Genomic DNA, 21,226 nt, shown 5'->3' on the forward strand with positions numbered 1-21,226 from the left:
CCCGCGTATGCTCCGATGTCCGTGCCACGTGCCTAACACGTAAGAACCGCCCCCCGTTACTCAGCCTCGCGGTAGCGATGGCGGGCGATCGGGGCCATTGCGACGTGCACATATGGCCGAACCGCCCGGTACTCATTCGCCCCAGAGCTTCAGCCCCGTCACAATACGAAACTTTTGAGTCGCTGTCTGCATAATTTTGGCCACTCCGTTCGTGCTGCTGGCATAGTCGCGACACAAAAACGAACAAAAGTCATAGAAGTAGCTAATGCCGTATCAGGTGATGACCCGGGCTGATTGGACGTCAGCCCGGGCCGTCACTACTCCGTCCGATTCACCGGTTTGGCCGCAGCAGCGGGCCGCCCCCGCCCCGGCCGCTGCCGGGCGGGCTCCGCTTTCACCAGGTCCACGGCCGGACCGCCGCCCGGCTGCTGGGGGACGCCCTGACCACCCAGCGGCGAGGCCTCGCCACCGTCCTCCGGGCTGAGGAACGCGAGCACCACCGCGTCCTGCTCCCGCGCGCGGCGCAGCCGCTCCTCCGTCGGCTCGGCCCGCACCGCCCGGTTCGCCGAGGCCGTCATCCGGCCGACGAGATTGGGGCTGTAGTACGCCTTGAAGACCTCCTTCACCTGAGGACCCTCGACGCGCAGCGGCCCGACCGGAGCGCCGTTGGCTGTGACCTGCACGTAGTGCTGGAAGCGGCTCAGCTCGGCGACTGCGGCCGGGTCGACCGCGCCGTGCCACTCGTCGGTGACCACCCGGATCGCGGCCATGGCGCCGGCGGTCGTGCTCACCACGGAGGCGTTCTGCAGGAGCGACTCCCGGGTGGTGGGCTGCACCCGGTTCAGGTGCTGCACCATGACGTGGAGCCTGACCTTGAACTTCCGGAGCTGCTCGGTGATGCTCGCGAAGGTCGGACCGCCGGCCGGGTCGAGGGAGATGAGTTCGTCGGCGAAGACGTGGAAGGGCCGGCGGGCGTCCTCGGGGGTGTCGCGGCGCGAGAGGCCGTCCCGCAGCAGGTCCTGCATGATCATTGAGATCAGCAGGCGGTCGCTGGGACCGGTGCCCTCCAGGCACAGCCATACGATCTTGCCCTCGTCCATGGCCTTGCGGATGTCGTACGCGCCGGTCGGGTTGCCCAGGAAGGCCCGGGTCACCGGGTTCGCGGACAGCCGGTCGAGGGGGTTGGTGACCGGCGCGAGGACGTCCGGCGGGTAGGTGGCGAACGTCGTCTCCCACCAGCGCCGCTGGTCGGCCGACAGCAGGTCGAGGATCGGGCGCTGGACGGCCTTGTCGGTCAGCAGGGCGCGCACCTGGAGCAGGGTGGCCTGCGCGTCCGCGCGGCTGGCATTGACGGCCATGAGGTTGTAGGTGACCAGGGCCTCGATGGCCTTGGTGAGGATGGTGGCCGCCCGGGGGTGGGTGGAGTCGCTCCAGCCCAGTGCGGTGGCCAGGGCGTCGACGGCGGCCGTCACGGTCCGGGCCGGGTTCTGGCCGCGGTCCATTCCGATCATGTTCCAGCCCGGGATGACCGCCCCCGGGTCTTCCGCCCGGGCCAGGTCGATCCGGCACACCAGGGAGGCCAGGGCCGGGTGGGCCAGGTAGGGCGCCACCGACTTCCAGGTGTCGCCGTGCGGGTCGACGAACAGCACGCCTTCGCCCGCGAGCGCCAGGGCGATCGCCTGGACGAGCGCGAACTCGGTCTTGCCGTAGAAGGACTTGCCGACCTTGACCGCGAACAGGAACTCGGAGGCCTGCGTGGCGATCAGGCGTCGCCGGCCGTCGGAGTACGTCAGGTACCCCTGCGGGACCAGGGCCTCGCCGGGCACGTAGTCCGCCAGCTCGGAGGCGAGCACAGGCAGGACGCTGTGCGCGGTCGGGGGCTTGAGCAGCCCCTGCAGCTCGGAGACGTTCACCCAGTTCTGTTTGCGGGGGGCGACCTGACCGGTCGTCCACCGCCGGTCGAAGGCCTCGCGCCGGTGGCGGCTGTCGGCGGACCAGGTCATCCACAGGAACCGGCCGGCGTCCGGGGAGAGGCGGCTGCCTTCGCCGAACACGTCCATGGCGGCGGTCAGCTGGCCGAGCAGCTGGCGGGCGCGGCCTTCCATCGTGGAGGTGCAGCGCACCAGGACCTGGATCCGCACCAGGCCACGGGAGTTGGCGAGGCGCCCCAGCGCCTTGTCCGGGCTGAGCGGCTGGGTGCGCGGAGTGGGCACCATCGGGGCCCTGCGGGGCGACGACGGCTCGAACAGGGTTGCCAGCTGGAACCGCCAGGACTCCTGGACGTCCGCTGCGTCGGTGGCGGCGTGTCCGGCGGCCTTGCGGGCCCGGGTACGTTCCCGCTCGCGGTCCTCGTGCAGGAGTTGCCACTGACGGAGCTTCACCTGCCAGCCGGGCACCGACTGGAGGTCGAGGACGACCTCCGCCACCTCGCCCAGCTCCGTGCGGATGTCGGTCACGGCGTCGATGAACGGCTGGAGCGGGTCCGGCTCCAACGGGACCTCGCGCAGCCCCGCCGAGGGGCGGCCCCGGAGCACGAACTCGGCGCGCACCACGTGCAGGCGCTCGGGCTTCTTCTCCTTCCCGGTCGCGCCCTCGGTCTGCTTCGTCTTCTTCGCGGCCTTGCGGCTCTCCTTCTTCTCCGCCTTCTTCTCGGCACGCTCGCGAAGGACCTGCGCGGCGTAGGCGTCGTCGGCAGCCGCTGCCTTCGCCACGCTGACCTCGCGGTAGCGGCTGTCGCGCAACAGGGTGGCGGCATCGACGTGCGCTTCCAGGCTGTACTCCAGCGGGGTGCTGCCGTCGGCCCGAAGCCGCACCCGTACCCGCTTCGCCGCCCGGGGAGCCCACCACGGGCCCTTGCCGGCCGCCCGCAGCACCACCGCCGTCTGGCGCCAGATGTCCTCGGGGGTCGGGTCGAACCGGCGGGTCGGAGTGAGGATGAAACGCTGCCGGTCGGCCAGGGTCTTCATCAGGATCCGGTAGCGGACCACGAACGCGGCGATGGCCGGCGGCACGACGGCCATCAGCACCAGGTCGCCGTTGTCGGCCAGCCAGCCGCCGGCCGCGGTCGACCAGGACCAGGCCGTGACGGCGATGTCCACCAGCGTCTGCGGCATCGACGAGTCGGCGGTGGTGCTCATCGCTGGGGCTCCCAGGTGTTGTTGACGCGGGTGAAGACGACGGTGGCGGGCCGGTGGTCGCCGTACTCGCCGGTGGGGGAGGTCCCCACCCACAGCAGGTCGACCGCCGCCCGGTCCGCGCTGCCCTTGACGGTGTGGGCGATCGCCGCCTGCACGCGGACCCCGGTGTAGAGGTAGGGCCGGCCGCCCGCACCCTGGACGGGCGGGAAGTACCCCGGCCACCGCTCGCGGCCCGTGCCGGTGGTTTCGGCCGACCAGACGGCGCGCGCGAGCGCGGCCAGCTGGTCGGCGGTCCCGGCCGGGAGGTCGCTGGGGTACTGCGCGGTCAGGGCGGCCTGGATGGCGGCGTCACCCTGGGGTCCGTCCCCGGCGGCTGCGACGCCAGAGGGCATCGCGGCCGCGGGGAAGGAGGTCGTCCCGGCGCTCGGTGACGGGGTTCCGGTGGCGGAAGGGGACGGGGCGGCGGTGGTGACCGGCGGCTGGACGGTTGCTGCGGGAGGAGCCGCCGCGACGCTGGGGGCCGGAGCCGGGGAGGCGGCGGCGCCGGGGTGGCTGCTGCCGGGGGCGACCATCGCCAGGCCAGCCGCCAGCAGAAGAGCAGCACCGGCGAGAGGAAGAAGGAATGCACGCTTTGTAGTCATTTGGGATGATTTCCTCTATTTCAAGGGGCGGGCGCCGCCCGCGTAGTCGTAATTCCAGACCGCGGCCTGTTTGACGGAATCGCCCGGTTTCGGAGCATTTAGCATTTGGCCGCCGCCTATGTAGAGTCCGACGTGATAAATCCCGGTGCTGTTGCCGAAAAAGACCATGTCGCCGGGCTTCAAGGCGCTGACGCCAGCCGATGCAGGGATGCGCTGGCCGACACCGGCCTGGTCGGCCGCGACCCGCGGCAGGCTCACGCCGACCTTGGCGAACGCGAAGACCATCAGGCCGGAGCAGTCGAAGCCCAGAACCTTCCGGCCGTCCTGCCCGCCTTGCGAGCAGCAGATACCGGTGGTCGGACCCGAGGCATCCCCGCCGCCCCACGAGTACGGCACGCCGATCTGGCTGCGGGCCGCCTCGATCACCTTCCGAACCTGGTCCGAGACCTCACCGATCGGCTCCTGCGAGCCGAGCGCGGCGTACTGGTCCCTCCAGCGCAGCACGTCGTCCACGTAGGCGTTGGAGGTGTTGTAACTCAGTACTGCTCGGCGCAGCTGGCCGATGTCGGTCAGGTCCCGGCCGTTGCCGCACAGGTACAGCGCCGCGGCCAGCGTCTCGTCGTCGGCGTTGTTCGGATTCCCGGTGCCGTCCGGGCGGACCCGGCCCGAGTAGCCCGCGAACGTCGACGGGAGGAACTGCATCGGGCCGACGGCGGCGTCGTACTCGCTGTTGCCGTCCCACTTCCCCCCGTCGGTGTCCCGGATCGCGGTCGTGTTCCCTCCGGCGCCGGAGCCGTTGAGGACCGGGCCGATGATCGGCGGGGTGATGAGTCCGGCAGGGTCGATCTGGTGGCCGGCGGCGTGGTTCGATTCGACCTTCCCGATGCCTGCGAGCAGCTGCCACGTCATGCCCTTGCAGGCCGGGGCCATCTGCGGCATTGCCGATGCCGCCCGCACGTAGGCCTGCACCATCCGGCCGGGGATGTCGCCGATCATCCCCACCGGCGCGGTGCTGCCAGGGTCTGCACTGTCGATCATGCTGATGACGGGCAAGGAGACGATCCCCAGCACCAGCAGCACACCCAGGCAGCCCATCCGGCGGACGTGCTTCATCACCTTCACAGGTCCAGCCCTCCGTCCGGCCCGCCGACCGTGCCCTCGCCCGGCTCACCACCGGCTGCCTCGCCTGCCGCGTCCCGGTGGCCGAGGTGAGCGCGCATCCGCCACGCCTCCAGAGAGCTGCGCGCCGGGTCCGTCGGCCCGAGCAGCCGTGGGCTGACCCGCCGCAGCACGGAGGGGTCCATCGCCGGATCCACCGAGGCCACGGCCCCGGCCTCGACGGCAGGCGCGGGCGGCGCCGGGGCGGGCCCGGACGGCACCTGGTGGGCCGGGAAGATTTCCCCCGTGGTGCGGTCGACGACCATCTCCGGCTCGTCCTCGACCACGGCGATCGGTTCCGGAGCGGGCACGACGTCCGGACCCAGCGCGGCCCAGATGTCAGCCGGACCGCTGTCCGCCCGCCCGGCGCGCACGACGACCTGGTCCGGTCCGGCCTGCTCGCCCTGCAGGACGGCCCCGCTCGGCTCCGTCTCGAAGAACGGGTACTCGGCGCTGCGGCCCTGCGCGTGCTCCCAGACCTGGCCGTGGTCGGCCGGGTCGTGATGGCCAGCCCGGCCGCTGGGCTCCTGGAACGGGTCGCCGACGGTCAGGTCGTAGCCGACGGCGGCCCCGTCCCGGGCGGACTCGTAGGCGTTGCGCATGCCGTCGATCAGTGGCGCCACGTGGGTGTTGGCCATGACCGCGGCCTGCAGGTACTGGTGCCGGGCAGCGCCCGCGACAGTGTTGACGGCGCCCTTCGCTGTCTGGCCCACCTTGCGGGCCCCGGCCTTCTCGTCCGCCCACCACGACTTTCGGACGTTCGAGTAGTGCTGCCACTGCATCCCGGCGTGGTCCCGCAGGACGCCCCCGGCCCGGTTGAGCCGCGTCAGCGTGGCCGGAGCCCCGCCGGTCACGTTCCAGCCGAGCTTGCCGGCCTTGCCCGCTAGCAGTGCCAGGCGCCCGGCCCGTGTGTTCAGCAAGCGGTTGTGCACGGTGTGCCCGAGCGGCGTCACGCCGCTGCGCGGCATCAGCACCCGGCGCCCGGCGGTGGTGGTGGTCGGACCGGGCGGATTCGGCTGACCACCGGGCCCTCCGGGACGGCCTCCACGGCCGGGACCACCCACACCACCCGGACCGCCCGGACCGTGCGGGCCGCCAAGCCCGCCATGCGGGGGCAGGGGGCCGCCGAAGGGACCGACCGTCCCGACCGGCTTGAGCCGGCGGGCCAGCTTGTGCGGCGGCAACGGGTTGCCGGCCGCGAGCTGGTGGGCCGCCCGCACCGGCAGGGACAGCATGGCCATGCCGCGCCGGAACTCCCCGTACGCCCCGGCCGCCATCCCGGCGGCGTTCATCTTGCCGAGCCCCGGGTCCGCGAGCGCGGACAGGCCCTCGGCGATCCGTGCCTTGCGCAGCAGCGCGGAGTGCCCGCCGATGCCGCCGCCCAGCCCGCCTCCGAGACCGAGCCCGCCGCGCAGCCCGCCGTAGCCGCCGCCGGACCCGCCCTGCCCCATGTTCCCCAGCGCCTGCGACATGGCCAGGCCCAGGCCGGTGTTCTCGCCCATGAACAACGTGCCGCCGATACGCGCGAACCTCATGCGGTTGGCGAACCGGTCGCCCAGCTGCCCGGCCGCGGCGAACACCCGGCGGTGGAAGACCAGGAGCACCACCGCGAACCCGTCCAGGATCAGCAACCGCTGGATCATGACGGTGTTCTGAGGACTGGTCAGGATGCCGTTCGCCCCGAGGGCGAACATCGGCAGCATCACCGACACCGCGAGCTCGGTGACCACCGAGGTAAGGAAGATACCCAGCCACTTCCACAAGGCAGCCCGGTTGCCGCCGGGCAGCATCGCCCAGATCCCGGCCGGGGCCGTCAGCGAAGCGGCGATCACGTCCGCGAACTGGCAGCCGATGTGCACCAGCGCCATGCCGACCACCACTATCGCGATCAGCAGGACCGCCAGCAGCACCAACGCGACGCCGCCCACCCGGTCCCAGTTGCTGTCCACCGCGAAGTTGTAGGCCGCCTTCCCCTCGTTGCCATGACGCTTCAACTCGTTCTTCAGCTCGTCCCACGACGACGTCTTCGGGCAGGCCACATCGCTGCCCGGCATCCAGCTGATCCCGCAGTCGGAATCGTCCTTGCCCTTGATCTCGCCGTGAATCCACCGGTAGTGGACGTCCGCGAGCTCCTTCTCACGCTGGTTGGTGGAGTCGGGACTCGGGATGATCCCGTACTGCAGAAGCTGATACGGCTGCACCACGAGGGTGCGCGTCAGCATCATCCGCATCGGGCACGACGGGTCGCTCTTGTCCTTGTCGGAGGTGCAGCCCGGATCGGGACCGTTGACACCGGCCGCAAGCTGCCCGGCCTGGTGTGCCGCCTGCTGCGCCTGCACGACCGGGCCCTGCTCGCCGAGCACCGAGCGGGGAGTCAGCGCGGGCATCAGCACCAGCGCCGACAGCATCAGGGTGATCAGCATCTCGCCGGCGCCGCGCCCCACCTTGCCGCGCATCATCAGCAGCCCGCCGAACGCGACCCCGGCGGCGAGGAACAGGCCGTAGAGGCTCAGGTCGTTGGCCATGATCTGGAAGAACTCGTAGTGGAGGTGGTTGGCGGTGCCGATCAGCGTGCTGACGATCGGGAAGTTCCAGATCCACTGCACGACCCAGCACATGAAGCCCACCAGCAGCCGCACGAGTGCGAACCCCGCCCCCAGCAGCAGGTTGCACACGTGGCTGCGGATGTCGGTGGTGCCGCCGTTCTCCGACTTGAGGTCATAGTTGTCCAGCGGGACCCCCTCGGACGACAAGACGTTCAGGGGTGCCAGCACGCCGCCCCGCTCGCCGTCCGCGGCGAACGCTGACTCGGTGCCGGCGACCATGAACAGGTAGGTCATCCCCAGCGTCATCAGCACCGTGCGCCGGCCCGGCCAGTACAGGGCCGCGACCGCACGAAGGCTCCGCCAGACCGCGCCCGCCCGCCGGGCACGCGGCACGACCACCTCGGCCACCCGGGCCACAGCCTTGGGAAATGGACGGATCGTCATCGCACGGCCACCTTCATGGGCTGCTGCGCGCCGCGGCCGGCGGCCGGGCGCTTGCTGACGGGAGTGGTGAAGATGGCGCTGTACTTGGGCAGGTGCTCCGGGACCAAGACCTTGACCAGACCGATCCGGCCGCGGGTGTCGCGCAGGAGCATCTCGCCCGCCCGGTTCGCGTTGCCGCGCGGCGACAGCTCGGCCTTGACCAGCTGGATCAGTGACTCGTCGTCGTCAGGCAGACCCAGGAACGCCAGGCCACGCCGGGCCATCGCCTCGTCGCCGGTACGGGCCAGCACCCGCTGCACGATCAGGCCCCGGATCGTCTCGTCGCCCAGGTCGAGCGCGTCGTGACCGCCGGCGCACCAGCCCGCGTTGTGCTTCCTACCGTCGTGCGCCAACTCGCTGATCAACGCGCTGCCCTCGGCGCTGGAAGTCAGCCAGTACACCTCGTCGAAGATCACGGCAGCGAACCGGTGCAGGTCCGAGAACGCGATGTGGCGGCTGATCGCGGCGATCAGGTAGAGCACCGCCCGGCCGATCAGCGCCTCCAGCGGCTGGGTGCGCAGCACCTCCGGCCGGCCCAGCGCCTCCTTCGGAGGAAGGGTGAGGCCGTTGGTGGTGAAGACGACCAAGTCGGCGGTCAGGGCCGACATGCTCAGGGCGGGCAGCGAGGGGTCGAACACCATGCGGGCCAGGCGGGCGTCGGCCACCGTGCCGAGCAGGTCGAGGGCGTCGGCCGCCGCCTCGCCGCGGTTGCCGCCTTCGGTGGCGATCGCCTGCAGCTCCTGAAGGACCAGGCCCATGTGCGGGTTCCGCGCGGCGGCGGCCGCCTTGACCGCCCGGCTCAGCACCGCTCCGCCCGGCGACATGGCCTCCATCTGGGTCTGCAGCAGCAGGTAGCTGAGCGCGGCGGCCTCGCCCTGCGCGGCTGGGAGCACCCGCAGCGGGTCGATGCTGATCGTCGCGTCGGCTGCGTCGATGACCTGGTGACGCCCCGGCGCGGCCGAGCGGGCGAAGGAGGCGTACTCACGGTTGTTGGTCCGGTCGATGACGATCGCCCGGTGCCCCCGATCGACCAGGGCAGCCATGATCATCTTCAATAGAACCGACTTTCCGCTGCCCAGGTCGCCGAGGACCGCCAGGCTCGCGGCGATGTTGCTCGCCGGCGCGGACGCCAGGTCCAGGAACACCGGCCGAAACGTGCCGCAGTCCAGCGAGCGGCCAAGCATCGGCCCGGTGTCATCGCCGACCTCGCCGACCGTCAGCGGCCCGGTCATCGCCCAGTCCTCCGACAACTGGAACTGCGTGCACTCCCGCGCCCGCAGCGCCGGCCCCGCACCCGGCAGCCCGAACTGGAACATCCGAACCTGGCCACCGCGCGGCCGGATTGCCCGGTAGTCCGCGCCACCGAGCCGGGCCTTCAGATCCCGCGCCCAGTCGTCGCACTCCTGCGCGCTGGACCCCCACACCGTCAGCACCGTGCGGGACTGGACCTCCAGCTCCACACTCGTGCGCCCGAGCCGGGCCTCCTGCTCGCCCAAAATCTCGGCGGCGCCGTGCAGCGAGTCCGGCGTACCGGTCGGGTGGGCAGCCCACTGGTCCGCCTGGTCCGAGAGTTCTGCCTTCTTCTTCGCGATCGCCCGCTTCGCCCGCGCCGAGTCCACCAGCGTCAGGTCGACCACCGCGTCCACCGGGTAGGGCAGCAGCTCCAGCTGCGCCAGGATGTCGGCGGACCCCTCCGCGACGGCCTCCGGAATCTCCTCCAGAGCCAGGTGCGCCTGGTAGCCGACGCCCTCGGGGGTCTCCACCTGCAACCAGAGCTTCGAGAGCGCCCCGCCGTCGAACCGCGAGGAGAACCAGTTGCGCATTCCCCCCTCAGACTCCGTGCGGGTGCCCGGCCCCTGCCCGCCCTCCAGCAGCCGCGCCTGACTCAGACTCGCGTAGCCGGGGCTGCGCAGCTGGGCGCCGACGACCTTCCCCGCGAAGCGGCGGCTGTGCTCGGCCTCGGTCAGCAGCGGCTCGGCCTGGCCGCGGTGGACGGCGTGCTGGTGGATCCAGACGATCTCGGCCGGACGGGCCTGGCGCAGCTGCAGTCCACCGCCGAAGCCGGCCTCGATCTGCCGGGCCACTCCCCTATATAGCTGAACCTCGCTGATCGGGACGGGGGCGACGGGCAGACCGACCTGCTCGCCGAGGGTCGCCCACAGGGAGCCGCCGGCCTGGGTGAGCTGGGCGGCCCGGCCGGGCGCCTGGAGCGGCAGGGCCAGCCACAGGGTGCGCCGGTGCATCGCGTAGTCCTGCACCATCTCGGCGGCGGCGATTGCGCTCTCGCGCGTGCCGGGGTTGGCATCCAGGTCGATGTCGGCGGCGACCTGGTCGAAGACCTCGCTGGGCTCGACCCGGGCGCACAGGCTGTACAGGCGGGCGTTGCCGGACAGGGAGCGCACCAGGCTGGTGACCCGGCGCAGGACCTCCTGGCGTTCCAGCTCGGAGGCGTAGCGGGAACCGACGGGGGTCACGCGCCAGACCGCCCAGACCGGCCCGGCGGTCGACCACAGCAGGTGGCCGGAGATGTGACGGAAAGCTGCGACCCTCATCGTGGGTCTCCCTTCTGGGCGGAGTTGATGGCCGCGGCGGCGGCGAGCATCTGCTGGAGCGGGGTGAGCGCCGGCGCCGTGGCGGCCGGAGCGATCGGCTGCGGTGCAGGGGCGGGCTCGCGGGGCTCGAAGAAGCTGAGGGTGCGAACCGGCTCCACGTACCCGTGGACTTCGGCTTGGACGGCGGCAGCTTCGGCGGCCGGGGCCTGGTCCTCGACGGCGTTCTCGAAGGTGAAGGTGGCGCCGGTGAGGAGGACAGGCCTCACCGGGCGCACCGCCTGGCCGCCGATCTGGCCCGCGCGCGGGGAGACGGCCAGCGACAGGGCGTCGGCGACCACCAGGAACGGGGACCGGCCGGCGATCCGTGAGTGCCGCGCGGCCCAGATCGCCACCGCCCACGCCAGCACCGGCAGTGGGCCGAGCAGCGGCGCCCACCAGGTCGCCGTCTTGACCAGGACGTACGCTCCGAGGGCGGCCACCACGAGCTGCGGCGGCGTGTACGGCCCCATGGGAATGCGCCAGTCGCCGATCTTGCCCAGAACCCAGGGATGCCTTCTGGCCTTGGTGTACGAGCGGCCGATCCGGGAACGCGCGGCGCTGCTCACGCCGTCTTGCCCAGCTGTCCGGTGAAGGCCCCCGAGGGGAGTTCACGGGAGAGCTCGCCCGCACCCTGGTAGGGAGCGGTGGCCGGCGTCTTGTTCTCGCTGACCTCGGTCCGGAACAGGTCGGAGAAGGAGAGCCGGTTGGCGAACAGACTCCAGACGATCACCAGGCCGATGGCCCCGCCGATCGCCGACTTGATGCTCATCTTCCTGACGGCATGGACGATGACGATCGCCGTCAGGCCGATCATGAGGCCGCTCGCCACCCAGCCCATGAGCGTGCCCGCCCAGGAGTTGCCGAAGTTCTGGAGCGGTCCAGCCAGCTGCGTCTGCGTCATCGCCGTACCCCGTTCGAGTCGGAGGAAGCCGGCGACGACTTGGTGCTCGTGCCGGGAAGGAGGGAGGAGGTGGGGGCCAGCGCGGTGATCTCCCAGCGCCCGGCCCGAGCGGTCAGGGCCAGCGGGTAGGACAGCGGCCACTCGCCCGTGGCGTCGGATGCCTGGACCACGGCTTCCGCCTGGAGGACCGTGCCGTCCGCTGGTGAGGACGGGACGGCGGACGTCGTCGACAGGGCCTTGAGGGTGACCTGGGTGTAGGTCGCCCCCGGTGCGGGGATCTTCACCCCGGGCGAGACGTAGCGGGAGCTGTCCCCAACGCCCGTCAGGTAGGCGCCCAGGTAGCCGGAGATCGTCTCCCGCAAAGGTCCGTCACCGACCTGCGAGCCGTACACCGGCACCGCCGGGTCCGGGTCCGCGATCGTGGCGGGAGGCGCCACCTGAGCCGGGGCCGCCGACACCACGAGCGCGTCCGGAGCACCGCCCGACCCGGCTGCGCGGGTCATCGACACCTGGACCGCGTAGTAGCGGACCTCGACCGACCCGGCCTGGGTGCCGCGGCCCTGCGCAGAGTTCTGCGCAGACGGCTGCGCAGAACTCTGCGCAGCACCCGCGCCCGGCTGGCCGCTCTGCGCATCGCTCGGCGGGACGACGACGGTGGCCGCCACCGTCACCTGCCAGGTACGCCCGCCCATCGGCTGGCTGCGCACGGCGATGGACTTCTGGACCGTGAGGCGCGCAGCGCTCTTCGGCTGCGGCAGGCTCACGCCGGGCGCCATCAGGCGCAGCGCATTGGTGGTGGTGTCGGCCGGCGAGCTGCGCAGCCACAGGTCGACGAAGGCTTCGGCGTAGCCGGTCGGCGGTGCGATCGCCGAGGGGGCGGCGGGTGCGGAGGCGGGGGCCGCGGCCGTGCTCTGGACGCCCAGCAGTGCCACCGCGAAGGCGATCGGGCCAGCCGCCAGCGCGACCAGGGCGCCAGTACGAAGGACGGCCGTCCAGACCCGGGCCCGGCGAAGTTCACCTCCGTCGGCAATCAGGGACGGGGCCGGCGCTCGGTCGCGCCGGGTGGAGAGAGGACTCACGAAAGGGCTCCTTGGTCGTCAGCGGATCAGCTGATGACCGAGGAAAGCCCGCGACCCTTGGTGGAAACCTTGGTGATCGCAGGCTCTGGGATAACACCTCCGCAACGGCCCTCACCAATGCATTGACCTGCGGTTTTGCGGCTTCCAAGGATTCCTTGGAGACCTGCGCGGATACCTTGGTGCCGCCACGGCACCGGTCGGCGCCAACCTTGGAGACCGGGGGCCGGGCCCGCCGGAAAACCTTGGAGACCGGGCGCCGGCAGCCCCCGAAACCTTGGTGGCGGCCCCCCAGGCGGAGCCCGCCAACCTTGGTGGCCATCCCGGGCGAGCCCGCCAACCTTGGCGGCCACCCCGCGCCCGTCCGGTGAACCTTGGTAGCCGCCCGCCGCCGCGCCCGCCCACCTTGGAAGCCGCCCCAGCGCCCGTGCGCAGACCTTGGCGACCGCCGCTCACAGGCCTGTGCCTGCCACCAGCGCAAGTACCGCCGCCGCGCAGCACCGCCAGCGACCGCCGGCCGCAGAGCCGGACGGCGGGTGAGCGGGCCGCCCACGCAGAGCGCGAACCGGGCCACCGGGCCTGACCCTGCGCAAGATCATCCGATGGAATGCGCGGCGCCCCCGCGATGCGCATGCGCACAGGTGTTCGTCTGCGCATGCGCAATCCCCGGCCTCTGCGCATGCGCAACGTCTCGGCCCCGGCTCCGGTTCTGCGCATGCGCAGAACCGGAGCCGAACCAGGATCGGCATCTCTGCGCACGCGTCCGCCGGACCGTCACCAACGTTGGCCCGGACCGGTCTCCAAGGTGCCCGGACCCCTTGATCTCGACAGTTGTGAAGCCGTTACCTACGACGGCCCGAGCACCAAGGGGTCCACCAAGGGTCGCGGGATTACCTCTGTCGTCGATCCCCGCACGACCCGAGGAGCCACCATGACCACCCTGCCGAACGCCGCCCCTGCTCTGGCAACCGCGGCCTACCTCTCGGCCGGCCTGGGTGCTCTGTCGACCACCGGGATCACGCAAGCGTGGTTTCGCAACGGACGAGACGCCGAGGGAAGGTCCGCAGTCACGGCAGCCTGGCTGTTCCTCCTCGCGCTCTGGCCGGTCCCACTTGTGCTCCGTGCGGTCCGTGAGCTCCGCGCACCCCGGCCGCGCGGGGCCCACCGAGCAGGGCCGAAGAACACCCCACCTGCACCGAAGACCTCTGCACCGCCACGGCCGACCTACCCGCCGGTGCCGCCGGACTGGTTCCGCTGCAAGTACGACGGGGCTCGCACCGCCCTCACAGAGGGCCGCACCGACATCGCCCGCCGCCGGGTCACCGGCCTCATTGACGACGCCACGAAGTACTTCGGCGCAGACCACCCATACGCCCGCTATGCCTGGGACCTGCTCGCCGAGATCCTCCTCAGCGCCCCGGCCAACCCGGACCAGGCCAGCGTGTACGTCCCCTCGCCCGCCGGTTTCGCCGCGGCGGTGAACTGATGACCGACTTCCTCACCCAGCTCTCCACCGGAGCAGACGGTCTCCTGTCCTGCAACGGACTGGACTACATCGAGTTCGACGTCCGGATCGCCCGCGACCCCTCCTGCCCGTCAGCGAGCAAGGCCGCGTACATGGCCCTGGCCGCGTTCGCCGACATGGAGCTCCACATCACGCTCACCGCCGAGTCCGTGGCCGGCTGGTCGACCGAGGTCCGCTCCGCCATGCTGCCCTACCGAAAGACGATCGCCGCCTGCATGGGCCGATCCGCGAACACCTTCGACCGAGCCGTCGTCGACCTGGTCGGCCGTGACTTCCTGCTCGTCCAGCCCCAGCAGAACCCCGACCACCCCGGCGCCCCCGACGCGAACCTCTACCGCCTGACCGACCGCGAACGCTGGGCCCGCCAGGTCCTCGAACGCGCCTCCAACCCGACGCCGCCGACACCCCTCCTCGGAGCCGACGGCCGGCCGGTGCCCCGGGTGCTGCGCACCCCCGGCATCGACTTCATCAAGCTGGATGCCCGCATCGCCTGCTTCGGCGGCCGCTCCCCGAACTACAAGGCCGTCTACGCCGCGGTCGCCTCCTTCGTGAACCTGAACAGCCGGGCCATCACCGAGCGCCCGCCGACGATCCGCGAACTCATGGCCTGCACCGGCCTCGGCCGCACCGCCGTCACCGACGCCCTGGCCCAGATGCGAGCCGACGGCCTCCTGGTGACGCGGGACCAGTACGCCCCCGACCACGAGGGCGGCGGCCGCCTCGCCTCCAGCTACGCCCTCCTGGACGGCCGGCTCTGGCGGGCCCGCGCAGCCGCCCGGGAAGACCGTGAGATCGCCCAGTTCATCGGGGGGTCTACCCATCAGCCGGACGGGGGTCTCCCCACCACGCGGACGGGGGTCTACCCATCAGCCGGACAGGGGTCTCCCCACCAGCCGGACATCTCTAATAGAAGTAGTGAGAACCGTGGCGGCGAGCTCCTTCCGGACGCCCGAAGGGCATCTTCAGGTGGTAAGGCGCGCGAGCCGCGCGCGGCCCGCGCCGCCAAGCCGGCCGGCAAGGGCGGCTCCGCCGCCGACCGGACCAAGAAGACTCGCACCACGACCATCCGCACCGCACCGTCGCGACCCGTCCCCGGTGAGGAGATCGTCTTCGCGGCCATCGACGCCCTCGGGGTCAGCAAGCACCCGGCCCTGCGAGTGCCTCCGCTGCGCCGGGCGGTACGCGACTTGCTGTCCGCCGGCCGCACCACCGAGCACGCGCTCGCCCGGATCAACGCGGGCTGGTGGCGGGCCGGGGCCCCGGAGCGGGTCGCCAGCGGCGAGATCCGCGGACCGGTCGGCTACCTCGCCACGGTCTTGAGCGGGCAGGACTGCGAGCGCCCCGACTGCGAGCGCGGCCTCATCCTCGGGTCGGGCGAGGAGTGCCAGGCCTGCGGGCTGCGCGCGGCAGAGCGGGAGGCGGACCGGGCCCGCCGCCACCTGGAGGCGCAGACCGCGGCGGCCGCCGGCTCCGGCGGACGGTCGGGGAAGCGGCCTTCGGCAGGCTCTGCTGACCGCAGCCACAACGCGAAGGCCACCTGGAGGTGCGAGGCACCCGGGCCGGGAGGTTTCGGCACGGGAGTGTGCGGCCGCCCGGGCCTCGGGACGCCGCCGCCCCTGCCGATGTGCCCCGACTGCCTGGACGACCTTCAGCGAGCACTGGGTCGCTGATCACCGGCGCCCTTGGTCTTCCCTTCGTGAACCGGCTGGGCCCCGGCCCACCTGCCGGCGCTCGGCACCGGGGGTGGGCGGCCGGGGCTGTCGGCCCGCAGGGCTTCGGTAGGGTTGGCCCGGGCTCCAAGGGTTCCGGGGCCGGGCCGGATCACTACCGGCCTTTGACGCAGGAGGCAGCGCGTGGCTGATGAGCGGTTCGAGCACGAGTTTCGGGCGGTCGAGTCGTTTGCCGCCGCAGTGTCGAACGGGGACGCCTGGCGTGAGACGTCGCTCAGATTCGGTGGGCAGACGCAGGGGGAGGCGATCGCTGCTCTGGCGCAGTGGTCCTCAGCCAACGAAGAGCTGACGGACCCTTACGTGATCCGGGCTGTCCGACTCCACGAGGCGCAGGACAGCATTCCGCCCTACTCGCTGATCATCACGGTACATCCGGGCTGATGCCGGATGCGCTCGGCGGCCGGGCGGAGCGGATGTCCGACAATGTCGGCCGGCGCGCGGGGCAGGTGAAGACCCTGGACCGCAACGACGAAAGGGCCCGGTGGTCCCTCCCCAAGCGCTCTGGGGAGGGACCACCGGGCCCTTTCAAGCTGGTGTGTCGGGCTGGCCTAGCCGGCCTGCTGGCGGGCGGTGCCCGAGACGGCGACGACGTCGCCCCACGCGACCGGGGCACCGCCGGTGAGCAGCTTGCGGACGGCGGCCGCGACGGCGTGGACCTCCTCGATGAGCTCGGGGGCGAGGTCCAGGTCTGCCTCGTTGCAGGTGACGACGACCCGTCCGGGCAGGAAGTAGGTGGCGTCGTAGGTGATGTCCAGGCCGCGCCAGGCGCACGCGAGTGCGGTGGCGACCAGGTTGCCCTGGAACTGCTCGCGGTGGCCGTTGTCGTGGACCCACATGGTCGCCCGCCGGTGGTAGTAGCCCGGGTCGGGCGTCCCCGACAGGCGGGCTTTCAGCGACTGGTCGCGGGTGGTGCGGTCATCGGGCAGGGCGAAGGTCTCGACACTGCCGTCGGTCTCGATCTGCAGGGCCTGGGGCATGGCTTCTCCAATCGGGGCGGTTCGGGCGGGCTACAGGTCCATCCAGCCGCAGGCCGGCCGGTCAGGGTCGGCCAGGGACACCCACACCGGGTCCGACGGTCCGCGGTCGGGCCGGTCCTTGCCGGGGGAGATCTGCTCCAGCAGGGCGGCGCCAGCCTTGACCTCCTGGAGCATCTCGCGGACCCGGCGGTTGCTGGCGGTCGCGGCCTGCAGGTCCTCGATGCGGCGCTCCATGGTCGTCTTGGAGCCGCCCGCGAACACGAACAGCAGCCGCGGGAACCTCGGGTAGAACTCCAACCACGCCGGCTCGGCCTGGGTGCTCTCGATCGTGGGGCGCCGCCCGCCGCCCTGGAGCGGGCGCAGTCGCCAGAAGCGGGCGTAGGCGGTGAGCTTGCCGACCAGCTTCTCGCTCCCGTAGGTCGCGCGGTCAACCTCCACGAAGGCCCGCAGGTGCACCCGCCCGTCCGCCCTGTGGGCGGTGTACCGCATCAGGGCGTCCGGCCGCACCGCGTCCGTCTTCCGGTCGGACAGGCGGTGCATGGTCTCCGGCGCCCAGTCGAGGGGGTAGTAGTCGTCCCCCCGCCGCCGGGAGTCCGCCAGGAACGCGAGATGGGTGGTCAGCACGGCCTGCGAGTGGGGCAGCAGAATCCGCGCGGCCACGTCGGCCAGATTCTGCAGCGGGCTGGTGCGGTCGCTCACCTCCGGCATCTCCGCTGCGATCGCCATGCCGGCGGCGGTGAGGTAGCTCAGCTTCGCGGTCCGCGGCTCGCGAAGCGCCACCGACTCCACCAGGCCGTGCTGACGCAGCTTGCGGACCTGGTCGCGGACGTAGCTGATGTCCTTGTCCGGGCACAGCATCTCCTGTAGCTGCGCCGTCGTGGCGGAGCGGTGCTGATACAGCGCTGCCAGGACCATGTAGGCCAGGGCACTGGGCGCGAAGGTCGAGTTCACCAAGATCCTCTCCAAGGGCTGTCGGCGGAACACGCCACTCAACCCCGCGAGCCTTGGCGGAAACCTTGGTGCCGGCGCTGCGCAGGATCACGACTGCGCAACGCCGGCCACCAAGGCCTCCGCGAGGCCGGTCCACCCCGTCACCAAGGTTTCCGGCCCAGCGGCCCTGACCTGGGCGGTCGCGGGCACCAAGGTCTACGGCTGCTCCGGCGCGGAGGCCTCGCGCAGGTACTTGGCCGCGGTGACCGGGGTGACGCCGAGGACGGCGGCGAGCTCGTCCTCGGTGAGGTCCGGGTTCTTGCCCAGCAGCTTCTTCGTCCGGGCCAGGCGCTGCTCGGCCTCCTGGCGCTTGGTCGGTCCGGCCGGCTCGGACGGGTCCCGCCGGTAGGAGGCCGCGGTCTCGGCGCTCACTCCGAGCTCCTGGGCCAGGTCCGCGTCGGTGAGGTCCGGGTTCTCCTGCAGCAGCTTCGCGGCCTTGGCCCGGCGCCCGGCGGCCTGCGCCTCCGGGCGGGCGTCGCCGCGGCCCAGCTCGTTGAGGTGGGTGTTGGCCGTGGTGTGCCCGATCCCCAGACGCCGGGCGACCTCACCTCCGCTGATGCCCGGGTTCTCCTCGGCGAGCGTGCGTACGGCCTCGCGCATGTTCTTCGTTGCGTTCTCGTCCGTGCGCGGCCCCATGACCTCCTGGAGGTAACGGTGCACCGTCCGCTCGCTGACACCGATCTCGTCCGCGATCTCAGCGGGCGTGTAGGGCGGGATCCGCTCGCGCTCGTACATGGCGTTCGCCAGGGCGCGCCGCTCCGCACTCACCCGGACCAGCTCCTGGGCGGCCTCGGAACGAGGCGTCCACCCGCCGGTGCTGCCCTTCGGCCGGCCGAAGCCCTTGGGGGCCCCGACGCGGCGGCGCTCCTCGGCGTTCCACCGCTCGATCGTGGCGCGGAACCAGAAGTCGACACCGTAGAAGGTGCGGTCGGGGTCCGGCAGCTGGGTCTTGCTGCCGCGGTAGTAGGACTCCCAGGTCGACTTCTCCAGCCGGCGCTCCTTCGGGACCGCCAGCCGTGCCTCTTCCAGGCCGAGCAGCTCGTGACCGCTGATCCAGTCCTGCAGGTCCGCTTCGCTCATCGCGTCGAGCTCGTCGGCCGACAGGTCGACGACGGTGCCATCTTCCTCCTCCTTGGCGAGCCAGGTGCGGACCAGGCCGCGCAGCTCGTCCTCGGTGAAGGTGCTGTAGTCCGGCAGGCTCGGGATCGTCTCCAGTTGTACCGGGGCCTTCCCCTTCTTCGCCTTCAGCTTGCGCAGGTTTCCGATGAGGACCTCGGCCTGCTCCCGGTCGAAGAGCACCTTCGTGCCGCGGCCTCCGCCGGCCAGCACGTCCAGCGTCTTGAAGTATCCCTTGTTGTTGATGGCACCGGCGCTCCAGTCGGCCTGGTGGGCCAGGTCGTCGCGGTCGATGACGCTCCGTCCGAGCGGGATCATGATGTCCTCCTGAAGGACTGGGTAGGTGATAGGCGAGCAACCCGCCTTGACGTGATTATGTTTACCACGAATTTCTCATTTAGGCTACTCCGGCTTAGCCCGGGCCATCGGCCGACACGCCGCCCCGCCCTGGAAACGCCAGGCCAAGACCGCGCCGAGCCGGGTACGGGCCCCGGAAAGATCATGAAGTGGCGAGGTCCGGCCCGGATGCGCCCGCCCCGGCCAGCAGGGCGATCGTCATGATGGCCAGATCGAGGCCGCACCGCGCCGGGAGCACACGTTCCGGGCCGCCCTCCACGACCGACTGCCCAGGGTCCAGCCCCCGCAGCGCCCGAGCGAGCGCCGCGATCCCACCGACCGTCAGGTCAGGCCCCACCCCGGCCGGGGGGCCGGCTGCGGCGAGCCCGGCAATACCGACCAGAAGCGTCACCTCCATCGACCGCGGGTCCACCTCCGCCACGAGGCGGCCGGACGGCAGGTCCAGGACCAGCCGTCCGCCCGAACCCGGACGGACGAGGTGCCCCGGGACCGCGGCCGCCAGGTCCCGCAGATAGCCGGCGACAACGGTCTCCCCCTGCTCCACCGTCATCCGGCGCGCGAGGGCGGAGTCGAGGGCGGGCAGGTGCCGGCGAACGGCAGCATCCGCGAGACGTGCCGGCAATCCGTCGGTGCCTGGCACCTCCTCGAACCGGTCGCCGACGGAGGGCCAGGGCGCGATGGCCGCTCCCTCCGGCAGGACCGTCACCAGCAACGAGCGACGCCCGTCGCTGACGGAGGCGACCGGCCGGCCGCGGAAGACGACGTTCGGTTCCATGCGGCTGCTCCAGGTCCGCCCCGGGCGGGACGGCAGGTGAGCGGCGACCGCGCGAGCCAGCATGTGGCAGTCGCCATGCCCGGCGGCGGCCGGGAGGTGGGAGGGGGACATAGGTGGGACTCCTTGTCGAGGGGAACCGGCCTCGGGCCGGACGGAGGGGCGGCTCCCGCGGGGAGCCGCCGGACGGATGATCAGGAGAGGCCGGGGGTCAGCAGGTCGGCCCCCAGTGCCTTCACGTCGAAGACGACCAGGCTCCGGGGGATCGCCTGCTCCTTCGGGGTGTAGATCTGCTGGACCAGGCGGCCGACGGCGATCACACGGCGGCCGACCGGCAGGGAGGCCGCCGCCTTCGCGGCCTCACCCCGCAGGGTGCACCGCAGCCGGTCCGGCACCTCGAAGCCGCCCGTCCCGGCCCGGCCCTGCTCGTGGGCGATGGTGAACAGCAGAGCCACCTCCCCCTCGCTGCTCGTGCGGGATTCGATCTCCGTGATCCGGCCGGTGAAGGTCTCCAGCCGGTCCGGCACCGGGTCGAGCTCGGCGAACGCCGACGTACCGGGCTCCTGCTCGGCGGCCCTGTGCAACGCGGCCCGGGCCTTGCGCACGCCCTTCGAGTTGACCGCCGCCTGCGACCGCCCGTCGATCTCCCGAACCTCGGCGAGCAGGCCGTCCGCCTTGTCGCGCCGCCGCAGCGTCTCGGCCTCCTTGTCACGGGCAGCGCGGGAGCACAGGTTGGCGTGCGCTCCGTAGATCTCCTCCAGGGCGACGGCGACCACGGCCGCCGCGCCCTGGCGCCGCCGCTTGCGCGAGAACCCCCACTTGCCGTCCTCGGACTCCAGCACCACCAGGGACACTGCGGGCCACCCGGTCTCGTCCAGGGGGCCCAGCAGCACGTCGAGCTGGCAGGTCACCCGGGCGTCGTGCAGCGGCTGCCACGGGTACCAGGTCCAGCCCGTGCGCGAACTCAGGAACTCGCAGGCGCTCGCGCCGGTGGGGTCCTGGCCGTCGCGCTGCAGTTTGCCGAGGTAGGCCGCCAGGTGCGCGAGCTGCCAGCCGATCGCATCGAGGTGCGGTGCCGGGACGGACATCGTCAGGGTGGACACCACCCCCGTCCGTTCGGAGACCCGCAGGTGCAGCACCAGCAGGTCGTTCGAGGTGTCGCGCTGACGCTGAACCGGGTGCACCTGGTCGGTGACGGCCGCAGTGCTGGTCGGTGCGGGCATGGG

At 71.8% G+C, this 21,226-nt stretch carries 16 protein-coding genes; 3 read left to right on the top strand and 13 right to left on the bottom strand.

The features are described 5' to 3' along the window. Nucleotides 1-317 precede the first annotated feature (317 nt). The 8 genes from OG871_RS40250 to OG871_RS40285 are packed head-to-tail and all read right to left on the bottom strand — an operon-like array spanning nt 318 to nt 12,536. Nucleotides 318-3,137, bottom strand: a complete 2,820-nt coding sequence (locus tag OG871_RS40250; RefSeq protein ID WP_331727381.1) for an ATP/GTP-binding protein — start codon at nt 3,135-3,137, stop codon at nt 318-320. Then, complete coding sequence (locus OG871_RS40255; RefSeq protein WP_371503561.1) at nt 3,134-3,778, bottom strand: hypothetical protein; 645 nt, start codon at nt 3,776-3,778, stop codon at nt 3,134-3,136. The genes OG871_RS40250 and OG871_RS40255 overlap by 4 nt, the downstream gene beginning before the upstream one ends. 15 nt (nt 3,779-3,793) lie before the next feature. Next, nucleotides 3,794-4,891 carry a C40 family peptidase gene (locus tag OG871_RS40260; RefSeq protein WP_331727383.1) on the bottom strand — a complete coding sequence of 366 codons (1,098 nt, stop codon included), beginning with the start codon at nt 4,889-4,891 and terminating at the stop codon, nt 3,794-3,796. Nucleotides 4,892-4,896: 5 nt separating this feature from the next. Next, nucleotides 4,897-7,926 carry a hypothetical protein gene (locus tag OG871_RS40265; protein ID WP_331727384.1) on the bottom strand — a complete coding sequence of 1,010 codons (3,030 nt, stop codon included), beginning with the start codon at nt 7,924-7,926 and terminating at the stop codon, nt 4,897-4,899. Then, nucleotides 7,923-10,517 carry an ATP-binding protein gene (locus OG871_RS40270; RefSeq protein WP_331727385.1) on the bottom strand — a complete coding sequence of 865 codons (2,595 nt, stop codon included), beginning with the start codon at nt 10,515-10,517 and terminating at the stop codon, nt 7,923-7,925. The genes OG871_RS40265 and OG871_RS40270 overlap by 4 nt, the downstream gene beginning before the upstream one ends. After that, nucleotides 10,514-11,122, bottom strand: coding sequence for a hypothetical protein (locus OG871_RS40275; RefSeq protein WP_331727386.1), 609 nt, complete (start codon nt 11,120-11,122; stop codon nt 10,514-10,516). Before OG871_RS40275 ends, OG871_RS40270 begins: the two co-directional genes overlap by 4 nt. Beyond that, on the bottom strand, nt 11,119-11,457 hold the full coding sequence (locus OG871_RS40280; RefSeq protein WP_331727387.1) for a hypothetical protein: 339 nt from the start codon (nt 11,455-11,457) through the stop codon (nt 11,119-11,121). Before OG871_RS40280 ends, OG871_RS40275 begins: the two co-directional genes overlap by 4 nt. After that, nucleotides 11,454-12,536 carry a hypothetical protein gene (locus OG871_RS40285; protein ID WP_331727388.1) on the bottom strand — a complete coding sequence of 361 codons (1,083 nt, stop codon included), beginning with the start codon at nt 12,534-12,536 and terminating at the stop codon, nt 11,454-11,456. The genes OG871_RS40280 and OG871_RS40285 overlap by 4 nt, the downstream gene beginning before the upstream one ends. Before the next feature lie 928 nt (nt 12,537-13,464). Here OG871_RS40285 and OG871_RS40290 point away from each other — a divergent pair. From OG871_RS40290 to OG871_RS40300, 3 genes are all read left to right on the top strand, one after another. Continuing rightward, nucleotides 13,465-14,019 (top strand): hypothetical protein, encoded by a 555-nt coding sequence (locus OG871_RS40290; protein WP_331727389.1) that lies wholly within the window; start codon nt 13,465-13,467, stop codon nt 14,017-14,019. Beyond that, nucleotides 14,019-15,728, top strand: a complete 1,710-nt coding sequence (locus OG871_RS40295; protein ID WP_331727390.1) for a hypothetical protein — start codon at nt 14,019-14,021, stop codon at nt 15,726-15,728. The genes OG871_RS40290 and OG871_RS40295 overlap by 1 nt, the downstream gene beginning before the upstream one ends. Nucleotides 15,729-15,911: 183 nt before the next feature. Next, nucleotides 15,912-16,169 (top strand): hypothetical protein, encoded by a 258-nt coding sequence (locus OG871_RS40300; protein ID WP_331727391.1) that lies wholly within the window; start codon nt 15,912-15,914, stop codon nt 16,167-16,169. Between the two features lie 167 nt (nt 16,170-16,336). Here OG871_RS40300 and OG871_RS40305 read toward each other — a convergent pair whose 3' ends face one another. The 5 genes from OG871_RS40305 to OG871_RS40325 form a co-directional block, all read right to left on the bottom strand. Then, nucleotides 16,337-16,765, bottom strand: a complete 429-nt coding sequence (locus OG871_RS40305; protein WP_331727392.1) for a hypothetical protein — start codon at nt 16,763-16,765, stop codon at nt 16,337-16,339. A 30-nt stretch (nt 16,766-16,795) separates the two neighbouring features. Continuing rightward, nucleotides 16,796-17,716, bottom strand: a complete 921-nt coding sequence (locus OG871_RS40310) for a replication-relaxation family protein (protein ID WP_331727394.1) — start codon at nt 17,714-17,716, stop codon at nt 16,796-16,798. Nucleotides 17,717-17,911: 195 nt separating this feature from the next. Then, nucleotides 17,912-19,189, bottom strand: coding sequence for a hypothetical protein (locus OG871_RS40315; RefSeq protein WP_331727397.1), 1,278 nt, complete (start codon nt 19,187-19,189; stop codon nt 17,912-17,914). A gap of 181 nt (nt 19,190-19,370) precedes the next feature. Further along, complete coding sequence (locus OG871_RS40320) at nt 19,371-20,003, bottom strand: hypothetical protein (protein WP_371503562.1); 633 nt, start codon at nt 20,001-20,003, stop codon at nt 19,371-19,373. Between the two features lie 191 nt (nt 20,004-20,194). Then, complete coding sequence (locus OG871_RS40325; RefSeq protein ID WP_331727401.1) at nt 20,195-21,223, bottom strand: hypothetical protein; 1,029 nt, start codon at nt 21,221-21,223, stop codon at nt 20,195-20,197. Nucleotides 21,224-21,226: the final 3 nt, after the last annotated feature.

The sequence above is a fragment of the Kitasatospora sp. NBC_00374 genome (genome assembly GCF_041434935.1).
Lineage (GTDB): Bacteria > Actinomycetota > Actinomycetes > Streptomycetales > Streptomycetaceae > Kitasatospora.